This is a genomic window from Pseudomonas sp. TUM22785, from assembly GCF_028198105.1.
Classification (GTDB): Bacteria; Pseudomonadota; Gammaproteobacteria; order Pseudomonadales; family Pseudomonadaceae; genus Metapseudomonas; species Metapseudomonas solani.
In genome coordinates, this window is sequence record NZ_CP116239.1 from 4,125,783 (window position 1) to 4,145,468 (window position 19,686).

Below are 19,686 nucleotides of genomic sequence, written 5' to 3' on the forward strand. Positions count from 1 at the left end.
CTACTTCGCCTTGAGCTTCTGGTAGCTCTGGTTCATGTCCTTGGCCCAGCCGTCGATCACGCCCGTGACGTCGCCCGGCTTCATCACCTGGTCGCTGTTCTCCAGCGGCCGCCCGGTGCCCTTGCGCACCACCTGGGCGATCACCTTGTTGCTGCCGCCATCGAGGAACTGCGCCTCGGTGGCCAGCTCGGTCTCCTGGTCGCGGATGCCGCTGGCGGTGCTCACCGCCGCCGCCAGCAGTGCCACGGGAACGACCTCATAGGGCTTGAGTCCCTCGGTCTTGCTGCTCACCCCGGTGATCGCCGCACGCACGACGATGACGCCGGGCCCGGGCTTGGTGGCCAGCGACAGGCTGTTGCTGATTTCGCGCTTGAGCGCCATGTCGTAGTAGCGGGTGATGCCGTCGAGGGTGCTCTGCGGGATCTTCTCGGTGGCCTGGGGGCGCGGGTAGAACTGGGTGGGTTCGACGTAGACGGCGGTGTAGCGGCCGATGTCCACCTTCGGATCGATCCAGCGCATCACCTCCGCGCCGGAAGGCGTGGTCGCCTTCTGCAGGCTGTCGTAACTGGAGAGGAACCCGGAATACTCATCCGGCTGGGTCACCGTACTCGAGCAGCCGACCAGCGCGGTGGACAGCGCCAGCGCCACGCCCAACGCCAATGCATGTTTCATCGAAGACTCCTTGTCCGAGCAAGTTTGGGAAGGCTGGAAGCGTCGGCGACGCCCTCACGTCATCGCCCCACGGGCACACCACCGAAGGTCTCGCACGGATGTGAGAAGTCGACCCCCGGCGCCTTGCCCCCGCACCCGAGCGCGAACGTGATCGAAACGGTGGATGCCGGATTGACGCTAGCAGACTCCCGCCAACTGCCAAGGAGGATCGAGCGAAACGCCTCTCCAGCAACCCTGGCGGCCCCGGTCTTCTAACGCGAGGCCAGCGGCTCGAGGAAGCGCTCACGCAACCGCGCGCGCAGGTCGTCGTCGATACCGAGCCCGTCCCTGAGGAACCCCTCCACCGTCCCGTAGTCCTCGCGCATCGCCTGCAGTGCCGCTTGCAGGTATTCATGCCGGACCTCCAGCAGAGGCTGCAGGATGGCGGGATCGGTACGCCCGCCGGAGGCCTGCCGGACCCGCTCGCCGATGCGCCGGTTCCTGTCCTCCAGGTATGGGTTGGAGGCCAGGTAGTCCTCCATCACCGTGTCTTCCGGCACGCCGAGCGCCAGCAGCAGGACGGCGGAGGCGAAGCCCGTGCGGTCCTTGCCGGCCGTGCAGTGATAGAGGACGGGCGTGCCCTGCTCGTCGAGCAGGCCATGGAGCCAGTCGCGGAAGACCTGACGGTGCTCGCGGACGAAGCTCCTGTTGGCGATCACCAGGAAGTCCTCCAGCCGGAGGTCGCCGATATCCCCGCTGTTGATGCGTCGGCTCAGCTCGCGCACGTCTATATTGCCCGCACGCACCGGCATCTCCACCCGCAGCGCAGCCAGCTCCGGCGACAGGCGATCGGGGGCGTCGTCGATCTCTTCGCGGCTGCGCAGGTCGACCAGGCGACGCAATTGCAGGCGCTGCAGCTCGCGCTGGTCGACCTCGTCGAGCGCGTCGAGGGTGCCGGCGCGGTAGAGCAGGCCCCACTTCACCGTGCGTCCATCTGCGGTGCGATAGCCGCCCAGGTCCCGCAGGTTTGGGACGCTGGGCAAGGCGAAGAGGCGCTGCGCCTCCCGCTCGGCGACGGGCAGGTCACGGGCCAGCGGAAGGCCGGCGGCGCTGGCCGGGCCACAGAACAGCACGACGCTGAGAACCAGGCAGATTCGGGTCATTTCCATTGTTCCTCGGTGGGTCACTTGGCGCGCTTGCGCACGGCGGCAGGGGTGAAGTCACTGGCATCGTGGGCAAGCTCGGAGAGGCGTATCGGTGCGTGCTCGTTGGTCAGCCGATCCACCAGGTAGGCACCGGAGATGAGGTCGTGGTAGACCGACGGCCCGGCTTGGTAGCTCCGGGTGTCGTAGGCGTAGAAGGTGGTCTGCAGGTTGGTGCGCCACAGGTAGTCGCGCGCGTCGTAGCTGTCGGCGAGCACGGCCCCCCAGGTGTCCTCGTCGATGTAGAAGCGGCGCTTGGCGTAGACGTGCCGCTTGCCGGTCTTGAGCCGGGCCTCCAGCACCCACACCCGGTGCAGCTCATAGCGCAAGGCGGCAGGATTGGGGTGGCCCGGGGTCTCGGTGAGGGCCGCCAGGCTCAAGGCCGGGTCGTTGATGCGGTAGTTGTGATAGGGGATGAACAGCTCCTTCTTGCCGAGCAGTGTCCACTCGTAGCGATCCGGCGCACCGTTGAACATGCGGCTGTCGTCGTTGACCCGCAGGCTGCCGCTGGCGCCGCTGGAGGGGTTGTCATAACCGACGTTGGGGGCCCGTCTGACGCGCCGGCTGCCAGGGTCGTACTGCCAGCTTTGCTGCGCATTGGCGAGGGGATCGACGAAGCCGTGGCCGAAGGTGATCTTGCCCAACTCGCGGGTCGGCTCCAGGGTCTTGTACATGAAGTGGCTGAGGATGGGAGCCTCGACCTCCACGCGGGGGTTATCGGGGTTGGTCCACACGTTGAACGTCTGGTGATGTTGCACCTGGCGTGCCCGCTTGCCGTTGGCCAGGGTCACCACCAGCGTATAGATCCCCTCCTCGCCGGGACCGCGCCCCTGGAGGGAGTGGTTGAGGATCAGCTCGTTACCGCTGCGTGGTATCGGGAAAGGCGATCCGCCGAAGGCGCCGGTGACGCCATGGCCGTCCTCGGTCAGCTTTGCTGTACGGCCATTCTCACGGAGGTGGCGCTCGATGTTCTCGCTGGCACGGAAGTCGCGATGGCTCGGGTAGACGTCCATCCAGTAGCTCTGCGGATAACGCTTGAACAGCGCCACCTGGCCATCGCTCAAGCGCTCCTGGTACTGCCCGACGTTCACGGCCGTGATGCGGAACAGGGGGCGCTCGGAGGCATAGGGATCGGGCTGGAGCGAGCCACTGCCGGCGAAGTCGACATGCTCCGGCGCACCGCGCCAGCGCCCGCTCCAGGCCGGGATGCTGCCATCGGCATTGCCGGCTCGCTCCGCGCCCATGGGCGTGAGGTCCTGGTCGAGACGGGCGAGCTCGGCCTCACTGAGAGCGGCCTCGGTCAAGGGGCTGAGGCCGATGGCGGCGGCGAGGAGAAGGTGACGCAAATCGGATTGGCGGGACATGGAAGGTCCTCCTGTCGTATGGGGTCGAAGGTGGTCAGAAGCTGTACTTGGCGCTGAGGGCGATGTGGTCACGGTCGGTCTGGGCGTTGTCGGCCGGGGTGCCGAGGTAGGCGTTGTAGCTCGCCTCCAGCGACAGGTTGCCGAGGTATTCCCAGGTCGTGCCGACGGACAGGCGGTTGCGGCCCCGGCTGTAGCTGCCCAGGGAGGACTTGCCGTTCACGCCCTGGTTGAAGGAAACCGGAATGGACAGGTCCCAGCCGGGCAGGACCTCGATGTAGCGCGCGTTGGCCCTGAGGGTGTAGCCCCATGCAGAGCGGTCGTTCCACAGCTCGTCGCTGGCGGCGCGCCCGGCCAGGTGCGCGCTGTCGTTGTCGAGCACGCGGTTGTAGCCGACCTCGCCGTTGAGGGTGAAGTTGTCGGCGAACGGCGTGTGGCCGAAGCCGTGGGTCACCGACAGCAGCGCCTGGCCGGTGCGGCCCCGCGCGGTGTGTCGGGCGCCGCCGATGTTTACCGCCAGCGGCAGGTGGTTCTGCACGCTGATCTCGCCATTGACGTTGGTGTCCACCACCACCGTCGCGAAGCTCGCGCCGTAGAGGTCGATGTCGTCGAAGTAGCGGGCACGGTAGGTGCCGCGCCTGCTCAGGTTGTCCACCACCGGCGTCTTGGCGTGATAGCGCAGGCGGTAGACGCCGAACTCGGTGTTGTTCAAGCGCTCGGCGACGTAGCGCAGGGCCAGGCCGAACTGGCCGCTGTCGCCGGGCTCGTCATCACGCAGGCGCTGCAGCTTCCCGGTGGAGTTGCTGAAGCCGCCCTTGTCGATGAGGTCGGTGGTGGAGAAATAGTTGCCGACCGCACTGAGTCGGGTCTTCTTCCACTCGTACTGGTAGTAGGCCTGCAGGTCGAGCGTTTCGGTGAGGCCGAAGGAGGCGAACAGCTGGCCCACCGGCAGGGTGCGCTCCTTGACCTCGACACCCGGCACGTTGGACTTGGTGGCATCGAAGGGACTCATGGCCGAGGCGACACCGTTGCCGTTGTAGACGCTTTCGCCCCAGTAGACCACCTGCCGCCCGAGGCGCAGGTTGAGCGGTCGTCCGTCGATGTGCCAGGTGCCGTAGAGGTAGCTGTCGAGCATCTCAAAACCACCGCCATGGGCGTCGCGGGTCTGCGAGGAGAAGCGGTCGGGGCGCGAGCACTGCCCGGCGGCGAAGCAGTTGGAGGTGCCCGTGCGGTTGTCGTTGCCACGGTGGTAGACGTCGTCGTAGTAGGCGCTGCCACGGATGAACAGGCCGAAGTCCCTGCGGTAGCTGATGTCGGCGTCGCTGACGATGCCCAGGCGGTGGCTGATCAGGCTGCCGCGCTTGAACGCGTTGTTGCCGTCGTTGCCGTTGGCGTTGTTGTTGCCACCCAAGGCGTGGGCCGGCTTCTCCGTACGCCAGGCCAGCCCGTAGGAGATCACGTGGCTGGCCTGGATCTTCACATCGTCACTGGGCTCGTAGAGCGCCGCAGGGGCAGTGGTGCTGGCCAGCAGTAGGCCGGCCAGGGCCGGAAGGGTGAAGCACGCTGTTGTTGTCATTCTTGGCCTCCAACCCGGTTGGCGAGATGCCGCCGGGCTCAGTCATGGGGGAGGCCACTATCGAAACCAGACACAGGGCCGGCCATAGTCCGTTGGGACTAGGCGCACCCATGACGGTCCCTGGCGCGCCAGGCACCGGGCGCGGCCGAACGTCACGGCGCAGAGCGGCGCGGGGTGATCGGCGCGCGTCCCCGGGCCAGGCGGGCAAGGCACCGTCGTACGCAGGCCCGGGCCATTTCCACGGCAGGAAGCGCCCATCCGCGCGAGGCGCATCGGAGCCCGGCGGACGAGCGCCGCGCAACGATTGCGTAAGGTTCGCCAGCGCCCCGTAAAGCCTGCGTAACGACGCGAGACAGGGCCCCGGCTTGCTGCTTAATTGAGGCGCACCACCTCTCAAGCGGGCCCGTGAAGATGTCTTCGGTTCAAGCCAGTCTCAGCAGCATTCCCCCCGACCCACTCCAGGCCGTTGGCCTCGCCGAGGGCCTCCTGCAGCGCCGCGACGGCGGCCAGGTATTGATCATCGTCGAGCGCCGGGAGGACTGGTCCTCCTACATCCCCAGCGAGGAGATGCTCACCGCGCGGGAGTACCTCGAGCAGTCGCGAGGCGGCGAGCTCGACAAGAAGGTCCAGGTCATCAACCTGTGCCGCCACTACAAGTACCTCGGCCACGGCTACTACTGCTCGCTGCTGGCCGAGGCGCGCGGGCACAAGGTCATCCCCTCGGTGCGCACCATCAGCGAGCTGGCGCGCAAGTCGCTCTACGGCCTGGCCCTGGACGACCTGGAGAAGTCCCTGGAAGAGGCCCTCGCCCAGCACCCCTGGGCCAACACCGAAGGCTTCACCCTCAGCCTGTACTTCGGCCGCACCGACTTCGAGCCGCTGCAGGACATCGCCCGCCAGCTGTTCGAGGCCTTCCCCTGCCCCATCCTCCTGGTGGACGTACGCAAGGGCGACACCTGGCGCATCGCCGGCCTGCGCCCGGGCTCGCTGCACAAGCTGCGCGAGGCCCAGGAAGACCAGTTCGCCAGCGCCCTCGACGGCTTCAACCGCAAGGTCTGGCGCCTGCCGCGCTCGCGCCGGGTGGCACGCTACGACCTGGCCATCCTGCACAACCCGGACGAGCCCCTGCCGCCCTCCAATGCCAAGGCCCTGGAGAACTTCGTGCGGGTTGGCAAGCGCCTGGGCATCGAAGTGGACCTGATCGAGAAGAAGGACTATTCGCGCCTGGCCGAGTACGACGCGCTGCTGATCCGCGAGACCACCAGCGTCGACGACCACACCTACCGCTTCGCCAAGAAGGCCGAGAGCGAGGGGCTGATCGTGATGGACGACCCGGCCTCGATCCTGCGTTGCACCAACAAGGTGTTCCTCACCGACCTGCTGCGCAGCCACGGCCTGAGCATGCCGGCCACCGAAATCCTCTACCGCGACAACCCCCAGGAGCTGGACAAGGTCGGCGAGCGCCTGGGCTTCCCCCTGGTGCTGAAGATCCCCGACGGCTGCTTCTCCCGCGGGGTGATCAAGGTGGAGAACCTGCAGCAGTTGCGCGAGGCCAGCGCCGGGCTGTTCGAGCACTCGGTGCTGCTGCTCGCCCAGGAGTTCCTCTTCACCGAATACGACTGGCGCATCGGCATCCTCAACCGCCGGCCGATCTTCGCCTGCCAGTACTTCATGTCCAAGGGCCACTGGCAGATCGTCAACCACAAGGCCCAGGGCGCCGAGGTCATCGGCGAATGCCGCACCCTGCCGGTGGAACAGGCGCCCAAGGCGGTGGTGGAGCTGGCCTTGCAGACCGCCAACCTGATCGGCGACGGACTCTACGGCGTCGACCTCAAGGAGGTGGACGGCAGCGTCAAGGTCATCGAGGTTAACGACAACCCCAACCTCGACGCCGGCATCGAGGACGCCCACCTGCGCGATGAGCTCTATAGCCTGGTGCTGGAGGACTTCATCCGCCGCCTCGAACTCAAGCGCCGTGGCGGCGCCCACTGAAGGAGCACGGCCCATGCGCCAGAGCTACAGGCTGACCGACGGCACCCTGCGCCCCTGCACGGACGACGCGGCGCCGCTGCAGCTGTGCATCGCCCCCGAGGCCGAGGAGCTGGAGTGGCTGCGCAGCCGCTTCGGCCTCGACGCCCATGCCCTGGCCTCGGCCCTGGACCCGGACGAGGTGGCCCGCGTGGAATTCCGCGCCGGCTCGCTGTTCCTCATCTGGAAGCGCCCGGAGAACTACTCTGGCGGCGAGCGTTTCGCCTTCGAGGTGTCCTCCTTCGGCATGCTCCTGGACGAACGCCAGTTGGTGCTGATCTCCAACGCCGACTCGCTGCTCGGCGGCCTCGCCGGGCGTCACGACCTGCACCAGCCGCTGGATGTGCTGCTGGCCATCCTGCTGGGCAACATCCACCACTACGAGGGCCACCTCAAGGTGATCAAGCTGGTCGCCCGCGAACTGCAGCAGCGCTTCAACCAGAGCCAGCACAACCGCCACCTGCTGCAGATGCTCGGCCTCAGCGAAAGCCTGGTGTATTACCTCAACGCCATCCACGGCAACGGCGCGGTGCTGGCCCGCCTGCGCAGCCAGGGCGAGCGCCTGGGCTTCCCCCCGGCAAGCCTGGAGCTGCTCGACGACCTGATCATCGAGAACGACCAGTGCATCAAGCAGGCGGAAATCTATTCCACGGTGCTGGCCGGCCTCATGGAGGCGCGCGGCAGCCTGCTGAACACCACCATGAACGAGATGCTGCGCAAGCTCACCCTGATCAACGTGGTGTTCCTGCCGCTCAACCTGATCGCCGGCATCGGCGGCATGTCCGAGTTCAGCATGATGACCGCCGCCATCCCCTGGTGGCTCTCCTACCCGCTGTTCGTCCTCGCCCTCGCCGTGCTGGCGGGTGTGATGCTGCTGGCCCTGCGCCGGCTGGTGGCCGCCCGCGCATCGCCCCCGGCCAGCTGACGCACCCCCTCCCACTCGCAACCGCCGCCGGGCATCCCGCCCGCTGGCATCACTCACCCCAAGGAAGCCTCATGGAACCCCTGCACATCGCCCTCAGCGTCCTCGTCGCCATCGTCGCCCTGAGCATCGCCATCAACTACGTCGACAGCCGCATGAAGCCCGGCGACCTGGCGCGACAGGCGCGCGACAAGGCGTCGCGACGGACACCCCGCCGCTAAGCCCCTCGCGCCGGGCGCAACCGTGCCCGGCCCCCTGCCTGAGCCAGGAAGCGCCATGAATTTCAGCTTTCGCGATGCCCGCCCCGACGACCTCGACGCCCTGCTCCACCTGGAGAACCAGTGCTTCGAACTCGATCGCCTGTCGCCGCGCAGCTTCCAGTGGATGATCGCCCGCGCCCACGCCAGCCTGGCGGTGGCCGAGGCCGCCGGCCGGGTCATGGGCTACGCGCTGCTGCTGTTCCACCGCGGCACCTCGCTGGCGCGGCTCTACTCCATCGCCATCGCCCCGCAGGCCCGTGGCCACGGCCTGGGCAAGGCGCTGCTGGCGGAGGCCGAACGCCGCGCCCGCGACCACGACTGCGCCTACCTGCGCCTGGAGGTACGCCCGGACAACCCGGCCGCCATCGGCCTCTACGAGCAGGCCGGCTACCGCCGCTTCGCCTGTGTCGACGACTACTACCAGGACCACGCCCAGGCGCTGCGCTACGAGAAGCGCATCGTCCAGCGCCCGCTCGAAGCCGCGCGGGCGGTGCCCTACTACCAGCAGAGCACCGAATTCACCTGCGGCCCGGCCTGCCTGATGATGGCCATGGCCGGCCTGCAACCCGGTCGGCCCCTGTCGCGGCGCGAAGAAGTGCAGCTGTGGCGCGAGGCGACCACGGTGTTCATGACCTCCGGGCACGGCGGCTGCAGCCCCCAGGGGTTGGCCCTGGCCGCCTGGCGCCGGGGCTTTCGCGTGCGCCTGCAAGTCAGCGTGGCGGGCCCGCTGTTCCTCAGCGGCGTGCGCAGCGAAGGCAAGCGCGAAGTGATGCGCCTGGTGCACGAGGCCTTCTGCGACGAGCTGCGCGCCAGCGACGTGGAACAGGTGCCCGCCAGCCGCCAGGACCTGCCGGCGCTACTCGCCGAAGGCGGCCTGCCGCTGGTGCTGATCAGCAGTTACCAGCTGACCCGCACCAAGGCCCCGCACTGGGTGCTGGTCACCGGCTGCGACGAGGATTTCGTCTACCTCCACGACCCGGACATCGACCACAGCCGCCACCGCCAGGCGCTGGACTGCCAGCACATGCCGGTGAGCCACGCGCGCTTCCAGCGCATGCGCCTGTTCGGCGGCAACAAGCTGCGCGCCTCGGTGGTGCTCTACAGCCAGGCTGGCAACCTGCCTTGATGGACGAACGCCCATCCGCCGACTAGCGTTCAAGAACCTTCCCCATGCAGCGAGCCCACCCCATGAACAGACTCCGAATCGCGCTAGCCTCCGCCGCCCTGCTGGGCAGCGCTCTCACCCCGACCCTCGCCAGTGCCGATGTCGGCTTCGGCGTCGGCCTGAGCTATGTCTTCGGCAGCGGGGGCGGCCTGTCCGTGGGCGTCAAGGCCTTCTCCAACGACGAGGACAACGAAACCGTCGGCTCCCTGGGCCTGGACTACCTGGTGCAATCGGGTGCCTTCCGCCCGAACATAGGTGTCGCCTACCAGGGCGAGGGCTACTTCAGCGGCGCGGATGTCGGCTACAACCTGGACAGCCAGTCGGTCGACTTCGGCCTCGGTGGCGGCTGGTCCAACAGCGACGACGACCACAAGACCCCGGCCCCCGCCCCGGCTCCGATCCTCATCTGATCGGCCACCGCAGCACCAACCTGAAACCCCGCCTGGCGCGGGGTTTTCTTTGGCTGCAGCGTCAATCCACCGCCAGGCGCATGGACAGCTCCACGTCCTCGGCGAAGGGCAGCGAGAGGTAGCCGCTGTTGGCCTCACGCACCCGCGCCAGGTACTCGGGGCAGTGGTCGGCGTTGTCGGCGATCACCAGCGCGCCGGGGCGCAGGCGGCTTTCCACCAGGGCGAGGATCTCCGGGTAGAGCGCCTTGGCACCGTCGAGCAACAGCAGGTCGATGGAGTCGGGCAGGTCGCTGGCCAGGGTGCGCAGCGCATCGCCCACGCGGAACTCCACCAGGTCCTCCAGACCGCCGGCGGCGAGGTTGCCCCGGGCCCGCGCCACCTTGGTGGGCTCGAACTCGCTGGTGATCAGGCGGCCGCCGCCGTTGTCACGCAATGCCGCCGCCAGGTGCAGCGTGGAGATGCCGAAGGAGGTGCCGAATTCGACTATGGTGCGCGCACCGCTGCTGCGCGCCAGCAGGTACAGCAGGCGGCCGGTCTCGCGGGAAACGGGCAGCGCGACATCCTTCAGGCGGCCGTAGAACTCGCGGTATTCGGTCTTGCTCCGCATCAGCCGCGCCACCTCGCCTTCGGGGAGGTCGGTCAGGCTCGGCGCCAGGGTCTGCCAGGCCGTTTCGGCCTCGGCGAACAGGCGGTCCAGCAGGGCGGCAAGGTGGGTATCGGTCAGGGTGTTCATGCAAGGTCTCCAGGAGTCATTGAGCGCATCGTTGGCGCCGGAATAGAATGCGATCAATTCGTCATCTTTTACTATTCGCATTGCCAGGCCCCGCCATGACCGAACGCCAGAACCCGCGTATTACCTCGCGCAAGCAACCCCAGCAGGCCCGCTCCAACGAGCTGGTGGCCACCATCCTCCAGGCCGCTATTCAGGTTCTGGCCAAAGAAGGCGCGCAGCGTTTCACCACCGCCCGGGTGGCCGAGCGCGCCGGTGTCAGCGTCGGCTCGCTGTACCAGTATTTCCCCAACAAGGCGGCCATCCTCTTCCGCCTGCAGAGCGACGAGTGGCGTCAGACCAGCGAGCTGTTGCGCCGCATCCTCGAAGACCTCGCCACCCCGCCGCTGGCGCGCCTGCGCACCCTGGTGCACGCCTTCCTCCATTCCGAATGCGAGGAAGCCGATATGCGCATCGCCCTCGACGACGCCGCCCCCCTCTACCGCGACGCCCCCGAGGCACGGGAAGCCAAGGCCGCCGCCGGGCGCATCTTCGAAACCTTCATGGAAGAGGTCCTGCCCCACGCCTCCGAAGCCGCCCGCACCCTGGCCAGCGAGCTGATCACCACCACCCTCGGCACCGTGGGCAAGCAATTCTCCGAGCGCCCGCGCACGAAGGAGGAGATCGAACGCTACGCCGACGCCATGGCCGACATGCTCTGCGCCTACCTGGAATCGGTCGCCGCGCGGGGATAGAGGGGGAACCGCCCCCGCGCGGGCATGACCGTTGTGGGTGGATGACGCTCTTTTCATCCACCAGGCGGAGTCGAATGCAGCACCGAGTGACGGGCACTCGCACCCCGAATGCACGACGCCTCCCGAAGGAGGCGCCGTGGTTCAGCCCAGGGGGTGGATCAGGCCAGGTCGAAGCGGTCGAGGTTCATCACCTTGGTCCAGGCGGCGACGAAGTCCTTGACGAACTTGTCCTTGCCGTCGGCGCTGGCATACACCTCGGCGATGGCGCGCAGCTGCGCGTGGGAGCCGAACACGAGGTCGACGCGGGTGCCGGTCCATTTCACCTGGCCGGTCTTGCGGTCGCGCCCCTCATAGCTGGTGGCCGAGGCCGGCTTCCATTCCACGCCCATGTCCAGCAGGTGGGTGAAGAAGTCGTTGCTCAGCACCCCGGGGCGGTCGGTGAAGACGCCGTGCGTGCTCTGCCCCACGTTGGCCCCGAGCACGCGCAGGCCGCCCACCAGCACGGTCATCTCCGGTGCGGACAGAGTCAGCAGCTGCGCCTTGTCCACCAGCAGCTGCTCGGCGGAAACGCTGTAGCGGCCCTTGAGGTAGTTGCGGAAGCCGTCGGCGATGGGCTCCAGGAAGCCGAAGGATTCCACATCGGTCTGCTCCTGGGAGGCATCCATGCGCCCCGGCGTGAAGGGCACGGTGATGCTGTGCCCAGCGCTCTTCGCCGCTTGTTCCACCCCGGCGCTGCCGGCCAGGACGATGAGGTCGGCGAGGGAGATCTTCTTGCCGCCGGCCTGGGCGCCGTTGAACTCGCCCTGGATGCTTTCGAGGATGGCCAGCACGTTCTTCAGTTGCTCGGGCTGGTTGGCTTCCCAGGAGCGTTGCGGCTCCAGGCGCAGGCGCCCGCCGTTGGCGCCGCCACGCTTGTCGGAACCCCGGAAGGAGGACGCGGCGGCCCAGGCGGTGGACACCAGCTGCGCCACCGACAGGCCCGAACCCAGCACCTTGGCCTTGAGCGCGGCGACGTCGGCATCGTCCACCAGCGGGTGGTTCACGGCGGGGATCGGGTCCTGCCACAGCAGTTCCTCGGCGGGCAGTTCCGGCCCCAGGTAGCGGGACAGCGGCCCCATGTCGCGGTGGATCAGCTTGTACCAGGCGCGGGCGAAGGCGTCGGCGAGCTGGTCCGGGTTGGCCAGGAAGCGCCGCGAGATCGGCTCGTAGATCGGGTCGAAGCGCAGCGCCAGGTCGGAGGTGAGCATCGACGGCGCGCGGCGCTTGCTCGGGTCGTGGGCGTCGGGGATCTTGCCATCGCCCGCCCCGCCCTTGGGCCGCCACTGGTGGGCGCCGGCCGGGCTCTTGGTCAGTTCCCACTCGTAGCCGAAGAGGTTCTCCAGGTACTCGTTGCTCCAGCGTGCCGGGGTCGAGGTCCAGGTCACCTCCAGGCCGCTGGTGATGGTGTCGCCGCCCTTGCCGCTGCCGAAGGCGTTCTTCCAGCCCAGGCCCTGCTCTTCCAGGCCGGCCGCCTCGGGCTCGGGCCCGACGTTGTCGGCCGGGCCGGCGCCGTGGGTCTTGCCAAAGGCGTGGCCGCCGGCGATCAGCGCCACGGTTTCCTCGTCGTTCATCGCCATGCGGCCGAAGGTCTCGCGAATGTCCTTGGCCGAGGCGAGCGGGTCCGGGTTGCCTTCGGGGCCTTCCGGGTTCACGTAGATCAGGCCCATCTGCACGGCGGCCAGGGGGTTCTCCAGGTTGCGCTCGCCCTGGTTGGTGCGGCTCTCTTCCTCGGCGTGCTTCCCGGGTTCTGCCACCAGGGTGCCGTCGCCCGGCTCCTGCACCGCCTTGGTGTTGCCGTAGCGCTCGTCACCACCGAGCCAGACGGTCTCGGTGCCCCAGTAGACGTCCTCGTCCGGCTCCCACACATCGGGGCGGCCGCCGGAGAAGCCGAAGGTCTTGAAGCCCATGGATTCCAGGGCGACGTTGCCGGTGAGAACGATCAGGTCCGCCCAGGACAGGTTGCGCCCGTACTTCTGCTTGATCGGCCAGATCAGCCGGCGCGCCTTGTCCAGGCTGACGTTGTCCGGCCAGCTGTTGAGCGGGGCGAAGCGTTGCTGGCCGGTGCCGGCGCCGCCACGGCCATCGCCGGTGCGGTAGGTGCCGGCGCTGTGCCAGGCCATGCGCACGAAGAGCGGGCCGTAGTGGCCGAAGTCGGCGGGCCACCAGTCCTGGGAGTCGGTCATCAGGGCGGTCAGGTCGCGCTTGACCGCAGCGAAGTCGAGGCTCTTGAAGGCCTTGGCATAGTCGAAGTCCGGGTCCATCGGGTCGGACAGGGAGGAATGCTGGTGGAGGATTTTCAGGTTGAGCTGGTTGGGCCACCAGTCACGGTTGCTGGTGCCACTGCCAGCGGCATGGTTGAACGGGCATTTCGATTCGGTCGACATTTTGATCCACCTCGGGTCGCGTTGGTCCATCTGCCCAACCCGCGCAGGCCGGAACACCGAGGAGCGGACCCGACGCAAGGCCGTCACGGCCACGCGGGAGCGCTGACTGGCAGGGTGTTCCAACCACGGTTGCAGCAGGACTCTGTTGTTATCCCTTCATCAGTTGGCGTCGGTCCAAGCCCAACGCCAGATCAAGACTAGACCCCCTGCACCGGAGGTCTAATAGAGCGAGCATTGGGGGTCGATAGCCTGGCTCTGTCAGCCGCCAGCATCCGATCGGGTCCATCAGGCTCATCGGCTCCACGCCCTACTGGCGCGGAGCCGATGTTCGAAGCGGTGTAACTACTGCGCGAGGAAGGCCAGCAGGTCTTCGTTCAATTGCTCCGAGTGGGTCACGGCGAAGCCATGCGGTGCGCCGGCGTAGACCTTGAGCTCGGCACCGGGGATCAGCTCCGCCGCCAGCTTGCCGGTGGCCTCCAGGGGCACGATCTGGTCGTCGTCGCCATGGATCACCAGGGTGGGTACATCGACCTTGGCCAGGTCGCCACGGAAGTCGGTGCCGGCGAAGGCGGTCACGCAGTCGATAGTGCCCTTGAGCGACGCCAGCAAGGCGATGTTCAGGGTCTGGGTGAGTACACCCTGGGAAACCTGCTGGCCGTGGTTGATGCCGTAGAACGGCGCGGCGAAGTCGGCGATGAACTGCGCGCGGTCCTGCAGCAGGCCGGTCTTGATGCCGTCGAATACCGCCTGGTCGACGCCCAGCGGGTGGTCGGCGGTCTTGCCGAAGATCGGCGTCACCGCGCCCAGCAGCGCCAGCTTGGCGACGCGGCCGGTGCCGTGGCGGCCGATGTAGCGGCTGACGTCGCCACCGCCCATGGAGAAGCCCACCAGGGTCACGTCCTGCAGGTCCAGGTGCTCGATCAGCTGGGCGATGTCGTCGGCGAAGGTGTCGTAGTCGTAGCCATTCCACGGCTGGCTGGAGCGACCGAAGCCACGGCGGTCGAAGGCGATGGTGCGGTAGCCGCGGCTGCTCAGGTACTGCATCTGGTATTCCCACATGTCGGCATCCAGCGGCCAGCCATGGCTGAACAGCACGGGCTTGCCGCTGCCCCAATCCTTGTAATAGAGCTCGGTGCCATCACGGGTTAAGAACGTGGTCATGCAAACCTCCAGTTGAACGTTGTTGGGATAGGTGGTGCTGGAGCGGGCCATGCGCAACCGCTCAAGCCCGCACTATCCCCTCCTCGGATAACAGTGGGATTGCACGTGTGTGCTGCGCTCTACGCCACCCTGCGAAGGTGCCCCAGACAACACCGCTGCCATCCCCGTCGTGGGCGAGCTCATTCGTGATGGCGCATCCGGCCATTCCCAGCCGGGTGCCTACGCTGGAGGTCTTTCGTGGCTGAAGCCGCTCCCACAGGAGATACCCTGCGGCCCCAGCCCCGCTTACCCGCGCTTGCGCTGCCTGAACGCTGCGGGCGATTCGCCGAGGTGCTGGCGGAACACGCGGCTAAAGGAGGCCTGGCTCGGGTAGCCGACCTCCAGGGCGATGGCGCCGATGCTCATCGCCGTGCCCAGCAGCAGCTGTTGCGCACGCTCCAGGCGCAGGCGCGTGACCAGGGCGCCGGGCGAGGTGCCGGCGAGCTGGGTGAAGTTGCGCATGAAGCTGGAGCGGGACATGTTCGCCTCGGCCGCCAGGGCCTCCACCGGCCACTCCCGCGAGAGGTCCGCCAGCAGCGCCAGCGCCGCCTTGCCCAGGCGCCGGTCACGCAGCAGAGCGAAGATTCCCGGCAATTCATGCTGCTCCTGCAGGTAGGCGCGCATCACCAGGGTGAAGAGGATCACCGACAGCCCATCGACCATCGCCTGGTTGGCCACCTCCTCGCCTTCGGCTTCCAGGCGCATCAGTTCCACCACGGCGGCCAGCCGGCCCTGCATGGCCTCCCCGGCCGGCACCACCAGCACATCCGGCAGTGCCTCCAGCAGGGTCGCACCCGGGCTGTAGTGGATGCGCCCGCAGAGCATCTCGAAGCCCTCCCCGCCCTGGCCGATGCGCAGCAGCGGGATGCGCCCGGGCTCTTGGTACGGGGGCGGCGGGGTGCGCACGCGTCCCGTCTGGTCTGCCTGCAACAGGTGGGAGTCGCTACGCGGCAGCAGCAGGATCTCCCCCGCGCGCAGGCGTCGGGGCGGCTGGCCGGCGAGTTCCAGGCGGCACTCGCCGCGCAGCAGGATGTGGTAGCTGGCCTGGCCCGCCGGCAGGCGTGGGTGGTCCAGGGCCCAGTTGCCGTGCAGCTGGCAGCGCAGGTCCAGCACGCCACGCAGGTTGGCCAGGTCGATCAGGTGGTCGAATGCATGCATTGGGACATTTCGGCAAAGGGATGGGCAGGAATGCAAAACGCCGGGAGCGCGCCAGCGGGACACTCTCCTCACCGGCCGATCACCGGCCCCGTGCAAAGCTAGGAGAAGCCATCATGCTGTTCAACTGGTCCGACTACGTTCCCGCCGTTAAAAAAGCCTTCGGCAAGCTCGGCAAGTCCCATCCCAAGATGCTCGCCGCCTACCAGGCCCTGGGTGCCGCCGCCAGCGATGGCGACGCGCTCGACGCCAAGACCCGCGAACTGATCGCCATGGCCGTGGCCGTCACCACCCGCTGCGACGGCTGCATCGGCGTGCATGCCGAGGCCGCGCGCAAGGCCGGCGCCACCGAGGCCGAACTGGCCCAGGCCCTGGCCACCGCCATCTCGCTCAACGCCGGCGCCGCCTACATCTACTCGCTGCGTGCCCTGGAGGCTTTCGAGCAGACGGCCTGAGGCCAGGGGCGGGTCAGGCTTCAGCCGACAGCTCCGCCCTCGTCCCCGCCGGGCCGCGTCCGGCGGGTGCCGTACGCAGGCACAGCTCGGCGCGGAAACCACCCTGCTCGCGGTTGCCCAGGCGCACCTCGCCGCCGATACGGCGCATCACCCGCTCGACGATGGCCAGGCCCAACCCGGCGCCATCGCTGGTGCCCTGGCTGTAGAAGCGGTCGAACAGGCGCGCCAGCTCCGCTTCCTCGACGCCGGGCCCGGAATCCAGCACCTGCAGCCGCACCCGGCCCTCGTCCGAGGCCTGCAACACCACACTGATCTCGCTGCCCTCGGGGGCGAAGTTCAGCGCGTTGGCCAGCAGGTTCTGCAGGGCGATGGCCACGCTGTCGGGCTCGCCGATCACCCGGCAATCGCCCTCCGCCGCCAAGGCCAGCTCGACCCGCCGCTGGATGGCCAGGGGCGCGAACTCCGCCAGTTCCTCGCGCACCAGCGCTTCGAGGTCGACCACCTGCTGCTCGGTCTCGCCGGTGTCGGGCTCCAGTCGCGCCATGGTCAGCAACTGGCTGGCGATGCGGGTGGCGCGCTGCACGCCCTGCTGCAGGAACACCAGGGCCTCGCTGCGCTCCTCGACGCTGTCCGCCTGCTGGGCGTTGCGCGCGTGGATGCGCAGGATCGCCAGCGGCGTGCGCAGCTCGTGGGCGGCGTCGGCGATGAAGCGGCGCTCGCGCTCCAGCAGCCCCTTGAGCAGGATCAGCTGGCGGTTCAGCGCCGCCTGCATGGGCGCCAGCTCCGGCGGCAATGGGTCGAGTTCCAGGGGTTCGAAGCTGTCGGCATGCCGCGAGCGGATGATCCGTGCCATGCCCTGCAGGGGCTTGAGCCCCCAGCCGATCATCGCCCAGATCACCAGGGCCATGAGCGGCACGCCCACCAGGGTCGGCCAGAGGGTGTGGCGGACGATGCGCTGGATCAGGTCCTGGCGGATGTCGTCGCGCTCGCCCACCCAGATCAGCAGGCCCTGCTCCGGGTCGTCGAGAAGGAAGCCGCACCACTCGTTGCCGTTCTCGAAGAAGTCATGCAGCCCGACACGAGCCGGCGGACCCGCAAGCCGGGGGGCCCCGGCGGAGCGCGCCAGCAGCTCGCCCGAGGTCGACCAGACCTGGAAGGTCAGCCGCGTCTCGTAGGGGTGGGCGATGCCGGCCTCGCCCACCCGGCTCATGGCGCGGTCGAAGGCCTTGTACAGCCGGGCCCAGTCCAGTTCGCCGGGTTCGCGTTGTTCCAGCACGCCCTGCAGCAGGCGCGCGCCCTGGGCCAGCTGGGCGTCGTAGATTTCCTCCACCTCGTGGTGGGCGTCGCGGAAGGCCAGCACCGAGATGAGCACGCTGCCCAGTACCACCAGGGCGGTGACCGGCAGCAGCACCCGCGCGCGGATCGAGATCACGGCCGCAGCTCCACCACGTAGCCCACGCCGCGCACGGTGTGGATCAACCCGCTGAAGAGCTTCTTGCGCAGGTTATGGATCAGCACTTCCAGGGTGTTGCTGGCACCGGGGTTCTGCCAGCCGTAGAGCGCATTGCTCAGCCGGTCGCGGGTCACCACCACGCCGGGGCGCACCAGCAGCTGGTAGAGCAGCTGGTACTCCATGGGCGTGAGCGCCACGCGCTCGCCCTGGTAGGTCACCTCCTGGGTGGCCGGGTCGATGGCGATGCCGGCGTGCTGGATCAGCGGCTGCGCGCGCCCCTGGCTGCGCCGCAGCAGGGCGCGGATACGGGCCTTGAGCTCGTCCACGTCGAAGGGTTTGACCAGGTAATCGTCGGCGCCGGCATCCAGGCCACGAATACGGTCCGCCTTGCCATCCCGGGCGGTGAGCACGATCACCGGCAGGTCGCCATTGGCATGGGCGCGGCTCTGCTGCAGCACCTCCAGGCCATCCAGCCGGGGCAGGCCGAGGTCCAGCAGCATCAGGTCGAAACGCTCGGTGCGCACGGCATGCAGCGCGCTGGGGCCGTCCTCCACCCAGTCCAGCCGGTAGCCTTCGCCGCGCAGGGCGACGCGGATGCCCTTGGCCAGGGCCTGGTCGTCTTCAACCAAGAGGACACGCATGGGTTCACCTTCGAAGCGGGGATGGGTGGGCAGGCGCGAAATGATGCCCGCAGCGGCGCGGCGACCTGTACGGACGACTGTTACCAGCCATTACAACCTAAGCTTTCCTTAAGTTTCCGTCGGCATGGTGACGCTCCCAGCCACGGAGAACCCCTCATGCGCAACCTGCTGCTCGTCCCCGCCCTGCTGCTCGCCACCTCGTCCGCCTTCGCCGCCACCGAATGCACCACCGCCGACCGCGCCACCTGGCAGGACCCGGACAAATTCCAGGAGAAGCTCAAGGCCGACGGCTACCAGATCAAGAAATTCAAGGTCACCTCGGGCAACTGCTACGAGATCTACGGCTTCGACAAGGACGGGCGCAAGGTCGAGATCTACCACGACCCGGTGTCCGGCAAGGCGGTGAAGACCGAGATCGAAGACTGATGGCGCGGGCGACGATCCTCCTGTGGGACCCGCTGGTGCGGGTGTTCCATCTGTCGCTCGCCGGGGTCTTCGTCGCCAACTACTTCTTCAACGAGGCAGGCGACGATTGGCACGTCTGGCTCGGCTACTACGCCGCCGCCTGGCTCGCCGTGCGCACGCTGTGGGGCTTCGTCGGCCCGCGCAGCGCCCGCTGGCGGGATTTCTGGCCGACACCCGCGCGGCTCGCCCGGCACATGCGCTCGCTGGTCATCGGCCCGCCGCTGCATCGCCTCGGCCATTCGCCCCTGGGCGCGCTGGTGATGCTGCTGATGATGACGGCCATCCTGCTGCTGGCGGTGAGCGGCTTCCTCATGCAGGAAGTCGACGCGCTGTGGGGCGAGGACTGGCCCCTGGACGCCCACGTGTTCATCGCCGACGCCTTGCTGGCACTGGTGGGCCTGCACGTGCTGGCCGCCCTGGTGGAGAGCCTGCGCCTGCGCGAGAACCTGCCGCTGTCGATGCTTACCGGGCGCCGCCGCCCGCCCGAGTGAGCCCCATGCCCCTGCCCTGCACAGGAACCCGCCCCATGCGCCTCGCGCTACTGCTCGCCCTGACCCTGGCCGCCACCGCCGCCCGCGCCGACATCCCCCACGCCGACATTCAGTGCACCGACGCCGCGCGCTCCACCTGGCTGCCGCAGTCGCAGTTCCGCGCACAGATGAAGGCCCAGGGCATCCAGATCACCAAGTTCCTGGTCACCGCCGGCAACTGCTACGAGATCTACGGTTTCGACGCCCAGCGGCACAAGGTCGAGCGCTACCACGACCCGGTCAGCGGTCGCTCGATGAAGGTCGAGCAGGTCCGCCCGCGCAACTGAATTTCACCACACGCCACCCCTGCCTCCGACGCCACAGC

The 19,686-nt window shown here is 68.1% G+C and carries 20 protein-coding genes; 10 read left to right on the top strand and 10 right to left on the bottom strand.

From position 1 onward, the window contains the following. The 4 genes from PI990_RS18690 to PI990_RS18705 form a co-directional block, all read right to left on the bottom strand. Positions 1-672: a DUF3313 domain-containing protein gene (locus PI990_RS18690; RefSeq protein ID WP_271658068.1), complete on the bottom strand. Its 672-nt coding sequence runs from the start codon at positions 670-672 to the stop codon at positions 1-3. A 251-nt stretch (positions 673-923) separates the two neighbouring features. Then, the gene (locus tag PI990_RS18695) at positions 924-1,814 is read right to left on the bottom strand and encodes a tyrosine-protein phosphatase (protein WP_271658069.1); all 891 of its coding nucleotides are present in this window, start codon (positions 1,812-1,814) and stop codon (positions 924-926) included. 20 nt (positions 1,815-1,834) lie between these two features. Then, positions 1,835-3,217 (bottom strand): DUF1329 domain-containing protein, encoded by a 1,383-nt coding sequence (locus tag PI990_RS18700; protein ID WP_271658070.1) that lies wholly within the window; start codon positions 3,215-3,217, stop codon positions 1,835-1,837. A 34-nt stretch (positions 3,218-3,251) separates the two neighbouring features. Then, the gene (locus PI990_RS18705; protein WP_271658071.1) at positions 3,252-4,790 is read right to left on the bottom strand and encodes a DUF1302 domain-containing protein; all 1,539 of its coding nucleotides are present in this window, start codon (positions 4,788-4,790) and stop codon (positions 3,252-3,254) included. A 411-nt stretch (positions 4,791-5,201) separates the two neighbouring features. On the opposite strand from PI990_RS18705, the gene PI990_RS18710 reads away from it, so the two are divergent. From PI990_RS18710 to PI990_RS18730, 5 genes are all read left to right on the top strand, one after another. Beyond that, positions 5,202-6,782: a RimK family protein gene (locus PI990_RS18710; protein WP_271658072.1), complete on the top strand. Its 1,581-nt coding sequence runs from the start codon at positions 5,202-5,204 to the stop codon at positions 6,780-6,782. 13 nt (positions 6,783-6,795) lie between these two features. Then, the gene (locus PI990_RS18715) at positions 6,796-7,743 is read left to right on the top strand and encodes a magnesium transporter CorA family protein (protein WP_271658073.1); all 948 of its coding nucleotides are present in this window, start codon (positions 6,796-6,798) and stop codon (positions 7,741-7,743) included. A gap of 71 nt (positions 7,744-7,814) precedes the next feature. Then, positions 7,815-7,961 (top strand): hypothetical protein, encoded by a 147-nt coding sequence (locus PI990_RS18720; protein WP_021220067.1) that lies wholly within the window; start codon positions 7,815-7,817, stop codon positions 7,959-7,961. 55 nt (positions 7,962-8,016) lie between these two features. Continuing rightward, the gene (locus PI990_RS18725; RefSeq protein ID WP_271658074.1) at positions 8,017-9,126 is read left to right on the top strand and encodes a peptidase C39 family protein; all 1,110 of its coding nucleotides are present in this window, start codon (positions 8,017-8,019) and stop codon (positions 9,124-9,126) included. Positions 9,127-9,188: 62 nt separating this feature from the next. Further along, the gene (locus tag PI990_RS18730) at positions 9,189-9,575 is read left to right on the top strand and encodes a hypothetical protein (RefSeq protein WP_271658075.1); all 387 of its coding nucleotides are present in this window, start codon (positions 9,189-9,191) and stop codon (positions 9,573-9,575) included. Between the two features lie 61 nt (positions 9,576-9,636). On the opposite strand, the gene PI990_RS18735 is transcribed toward PI990_RS18730, so the two are convergent. Further along, on the bottom strand, positions 9,637-10,308 hold the full coding sequence (locus PI990_RS18735; RefSeq protein WP_271658076.1) for an O-methyltransferase: 672 nt from the start codon (positions 10,306-10,308) through the stop codon (positions 9,637-9,639). A 95-nt stretch (positions 10,309-10,403) separates the two neighbouring features. Between PI990_RS18735 and PI990_RS18740 the strand changes: the two genes are divergently transcribed. Further along, on the top strand, positions 10,404-11,039 hold the full coding sequence (locus tag PI990_RS18740) for a TetR family transcriptional regulator (RefSeq protein ID WP_271658077.1): 636 nt from the start codon (positions 10,404-10,406) through the stop codon (positions 11,037-11,039). Between the two features lie 158 nt (positions 11,040-11,197). On the opposite strand, the gene katG is transcribed toward PI990_RS18740, so the two are convergent. From katG to PI990_RS18755, 3 genes are all read right to left on the bottom strand, one after another. Next, positions 11,198-13,462 (bottom strand): catalase/peroxidase HPI, encoded by a 2,265-nt coding sequence (katG, locus tag PI990_RS18745; RefSeq protein ID WP_271658078.1) that lies wholly within the window; start codon positions 13,460-13,462, stop codon positions 11,198-11,200. A 342-nt stretch (positions 13,463-13,804) separates the two neighbouring features. Beyond that, positions 13,805-14,623 (bottom strand): alpha/beta fold hydrolase, encoded by an 819-nt coding sequence (locus tag PI990_RS18750; RefSeq protein WP_271658079.1) that lies wholly within the window; start codon positions 14,621-14,623, stop codon positions 13,805-13,807. Positions 14,624-14,908: 285 nt separating this feature from the next. Further along, positions 14,909-15,820, bottom strand: coding sequence for an AraC family transcriptional regulator (locus PI990_RS18755; RefSeq protein ID WP_271658080.1), 912 nt, complete (start codon positions 15,818-15,820; stop codon positions 14,909-14,911). Between the two features lie 113 nt (positions 15,821-15,933). On the opposite strand from PI990_RS18755, the gene PI990_RS18760 reads away from it, so the two are divergent. Further along, positions 15,934-16,272, top strand: a complete 339-nt coding sequence (locus tag PI990_RS18760; RefSeq protein WP_271658081.1) for a carboxymuconolactone decarboxylase family protein — start codon at positions 15,934-15,936, stop codon at positions 16,270-16,272. A 13-nt stretch (positions 16,273-16,285) separates the two neighbouring features. Here the strand turns inward: PI990_RS18760 and PI990_RS18765 are convergent, their stop codons facing one another. Together PI990_RS18765 and PI990_RS18770 are read right to left on the bottom strand one after the other, a co-directional pair. Then, on the bottom strand, positions 16,286-17,704 hold the full coding sequence (locus PI990_RS18765; RefSeq protein WP_271658082.1) for an ATP-binding protein: 1,419 nt from the start codon (positions 17,702-17,704) through the stop codon (positions 16,286-16,288). Continuing rightward, positions 17,701-18,366, bottom strand: coding sequence for a response regulator transcription factor (locus PI990_RS18770; protein WP_271658083.1), 666 nt, complete (start codon positions 18,364-18,366; stop codon positions 17,701-17,703). The genes PI990_RS18765 and PI990_RS18770 overlap by 4 nt, the downstream gene beginning before the upstream one ends. Before the next feature lie 156 nt (positions 18,367-18,522). Here PI990_RS18770 and PI990_RS18775 point away from each other — a divergent pair, with 156 nt between their 5' ends. The 3 genes from PI990_RS18775 to PI990_RS18785 are packed head-to-tail and all read left to right on the top strand — an operon-like array spanning position 18,523 to position 19,648. Continuing rightward, positions 18,523-18,792 (top strand): PepSY domain-containing protein, encoded by a 270-nt coding sequence (locus tag PI990_RS18775; protein ID WP_271658084.1) that lies wholly within the window; start codon positions 18,523-18,525, stop codon positions 18,790-18,792. Continuing rightward, positions 18,792-19,322, top strand: a complete 531-nt coding sequence (locus tag PI990_RS18780; protein ID WP_271658085.1) for a cytochrome b/b6 domain-containing protein — start codon at positions 18,792-18,794, stop codon at positions 19,320-19,322. Before PI990_RS18775 ends, PI990_RS18780 begins: the two co-directional genes overlap by 1 nt. Before the next feature lie 35 nt (positions 19,323-19,357). After that, entirely contained in the window at positions 19,358-19,648 is a 291-nt protein-coding gene (locus PI990_RS18785; RefSeq protein WP_271658086.1) for a PepSY domain-containing protein, read from the top strand. Positions 19,649-19,686: the final 38 nt, after the last annotated feature.

Excerpts from the sequence above, each read along its gene's own strand:
- PI990_RS18690 (WP_271658068.1), bottom strand. The coding sequence starts at position 672 with ATGAAACATGCATTGGCGTTGGGCGTGGCGCTGGCGCTGTCCACCGCG.
- PI990_RS18695 (WP_271658069.1), bottom strand. The coding sequence starts at position 1,814 with ATGACCCGAATCTGCCTGGTTCTCAGCGTCGTGCTGTTCTGTGGCCCG.
- PI990_RS18700 (WP_271658070.1), bottom strand. The coding sequence starts at position 3,217 with ATGTCCCGCCAATCCGATTTGCGTCACCTTCTCCTCGCCGCCGCCATC.
- PI990_RS18705 (WP_271658071.1), bottom strand. The coding sequence starts at position 4,790 with ATGACAACAACAGCGTGCTTCACCCTTCCGGCCCTGGCCGGCCTACTG.
- PI990_RS18710 (WP_271658072.1), top strand. The coding sequence starts at position 5,202 with ATGTCTTCGGTTCAAGCCAGTCTCAGCAGCATTCCCCCCGACCCACTC.
- PI990_RS18715 (WP_271658073.1), top strand. The coding sequence starts at position 6,796 with ATGCGCCAGAGCTACAGGCTGACCGACGGCACCCTGCGCCCCTGCACG.
- PI990_RS18720 (WP_021220067.1), top strand. The coding sequence starts at position 7,815 with ATGGAACCCCTGCACATCGCCCTCAGCGTCCTCGTCGCCATCGTCGCC.
- PI990_RS18725 (WP_271658074.1), top strand. The coding sequence starts at position 8,017 with ATGAATTTCAGCTTTCGCGATGCCCGCCCCGACGACCTCGACGCCCTG.
- PI990_RS18730 (WP_271658075.1), top strand. The coding sequence starts at position 9,189 with ATGAACAGACTCCGAATCGCGCTAGCCTCCGCCGCCCTGCTGGGCAGC.
- PI990_RS18735 (WP_271658076.1), bottom strand. The coding sequence starts at position 10,308 with ATGAACACCCTGACCGATACCCACCTTGCCGCCCTGCTGGACCGCCTG.
- PI990_RS18740 (WP_271658077.1), top strand. The coding sequence starts at position 10,404 with ATGACCGAACGCCAGAACCCGCGTATTACCTCGCGCAAGCAACCCCAG.
- katG (WP_271658078.1), bottom strand. The coding sequence starts at position 13,462 with ATGTCGACCGAATCGAAATGCCCGTTCAACCATGCCGCTGGCAGTGGC.
- PI990_RS18750 (WP_271658079.1), bottom strand. The coding sequence starts at position 14,623 with ATGACCACGTTCTTAACCCGTGATGGCACCGAGCTCTATTACAAGGAT.
- PI990_RS18755 (WP_271658080.1), bottom strand. The coding sequence starts at position 15,820 with ATGCATGCATTCGACCACCTGATCGACCTGGCCAACCTGCGTGGCGTG.
- PI990_RS18760 (WP_271658081.1), top strand. The coding sequence starts at position 15,934 with ATGCTGTTCAACTGGTCCGACTACGTTCCCGCCGTTAAAAAAGCCTTC.
- PI990_RS18770 (WP_271658083.1), bottom strand. The coding sequence starts at position 18,366 with ATGCGTGTCCTCTTGGTTGAAGACGACCAGGCCCTGGCCAAGGGCATC.
- PI990_RS18775 (WP_271658084.1), top strand. The coding sequence starts at position 18,523 with ATGCGCAACCTGCTGCTCGTCCCCGCCCTGCTGCTCGCCACCTCGTCC.
- PI990_RS18780 (WP_271658085.1), top strand. The coding sequence starts at position 18,792 with ATGGCGCGGGCGACGATCCTCCTGTGGGACCCGCTGGTGCGGGTGTTC.
- PI990_RS18785 (WP_271658086.1), top strand. The coding sequence starts at position 19,358 with ATGCGCCTCGCGCTACTGCTCGCCCTGACCCTGGCCGCCACCGCCGCC.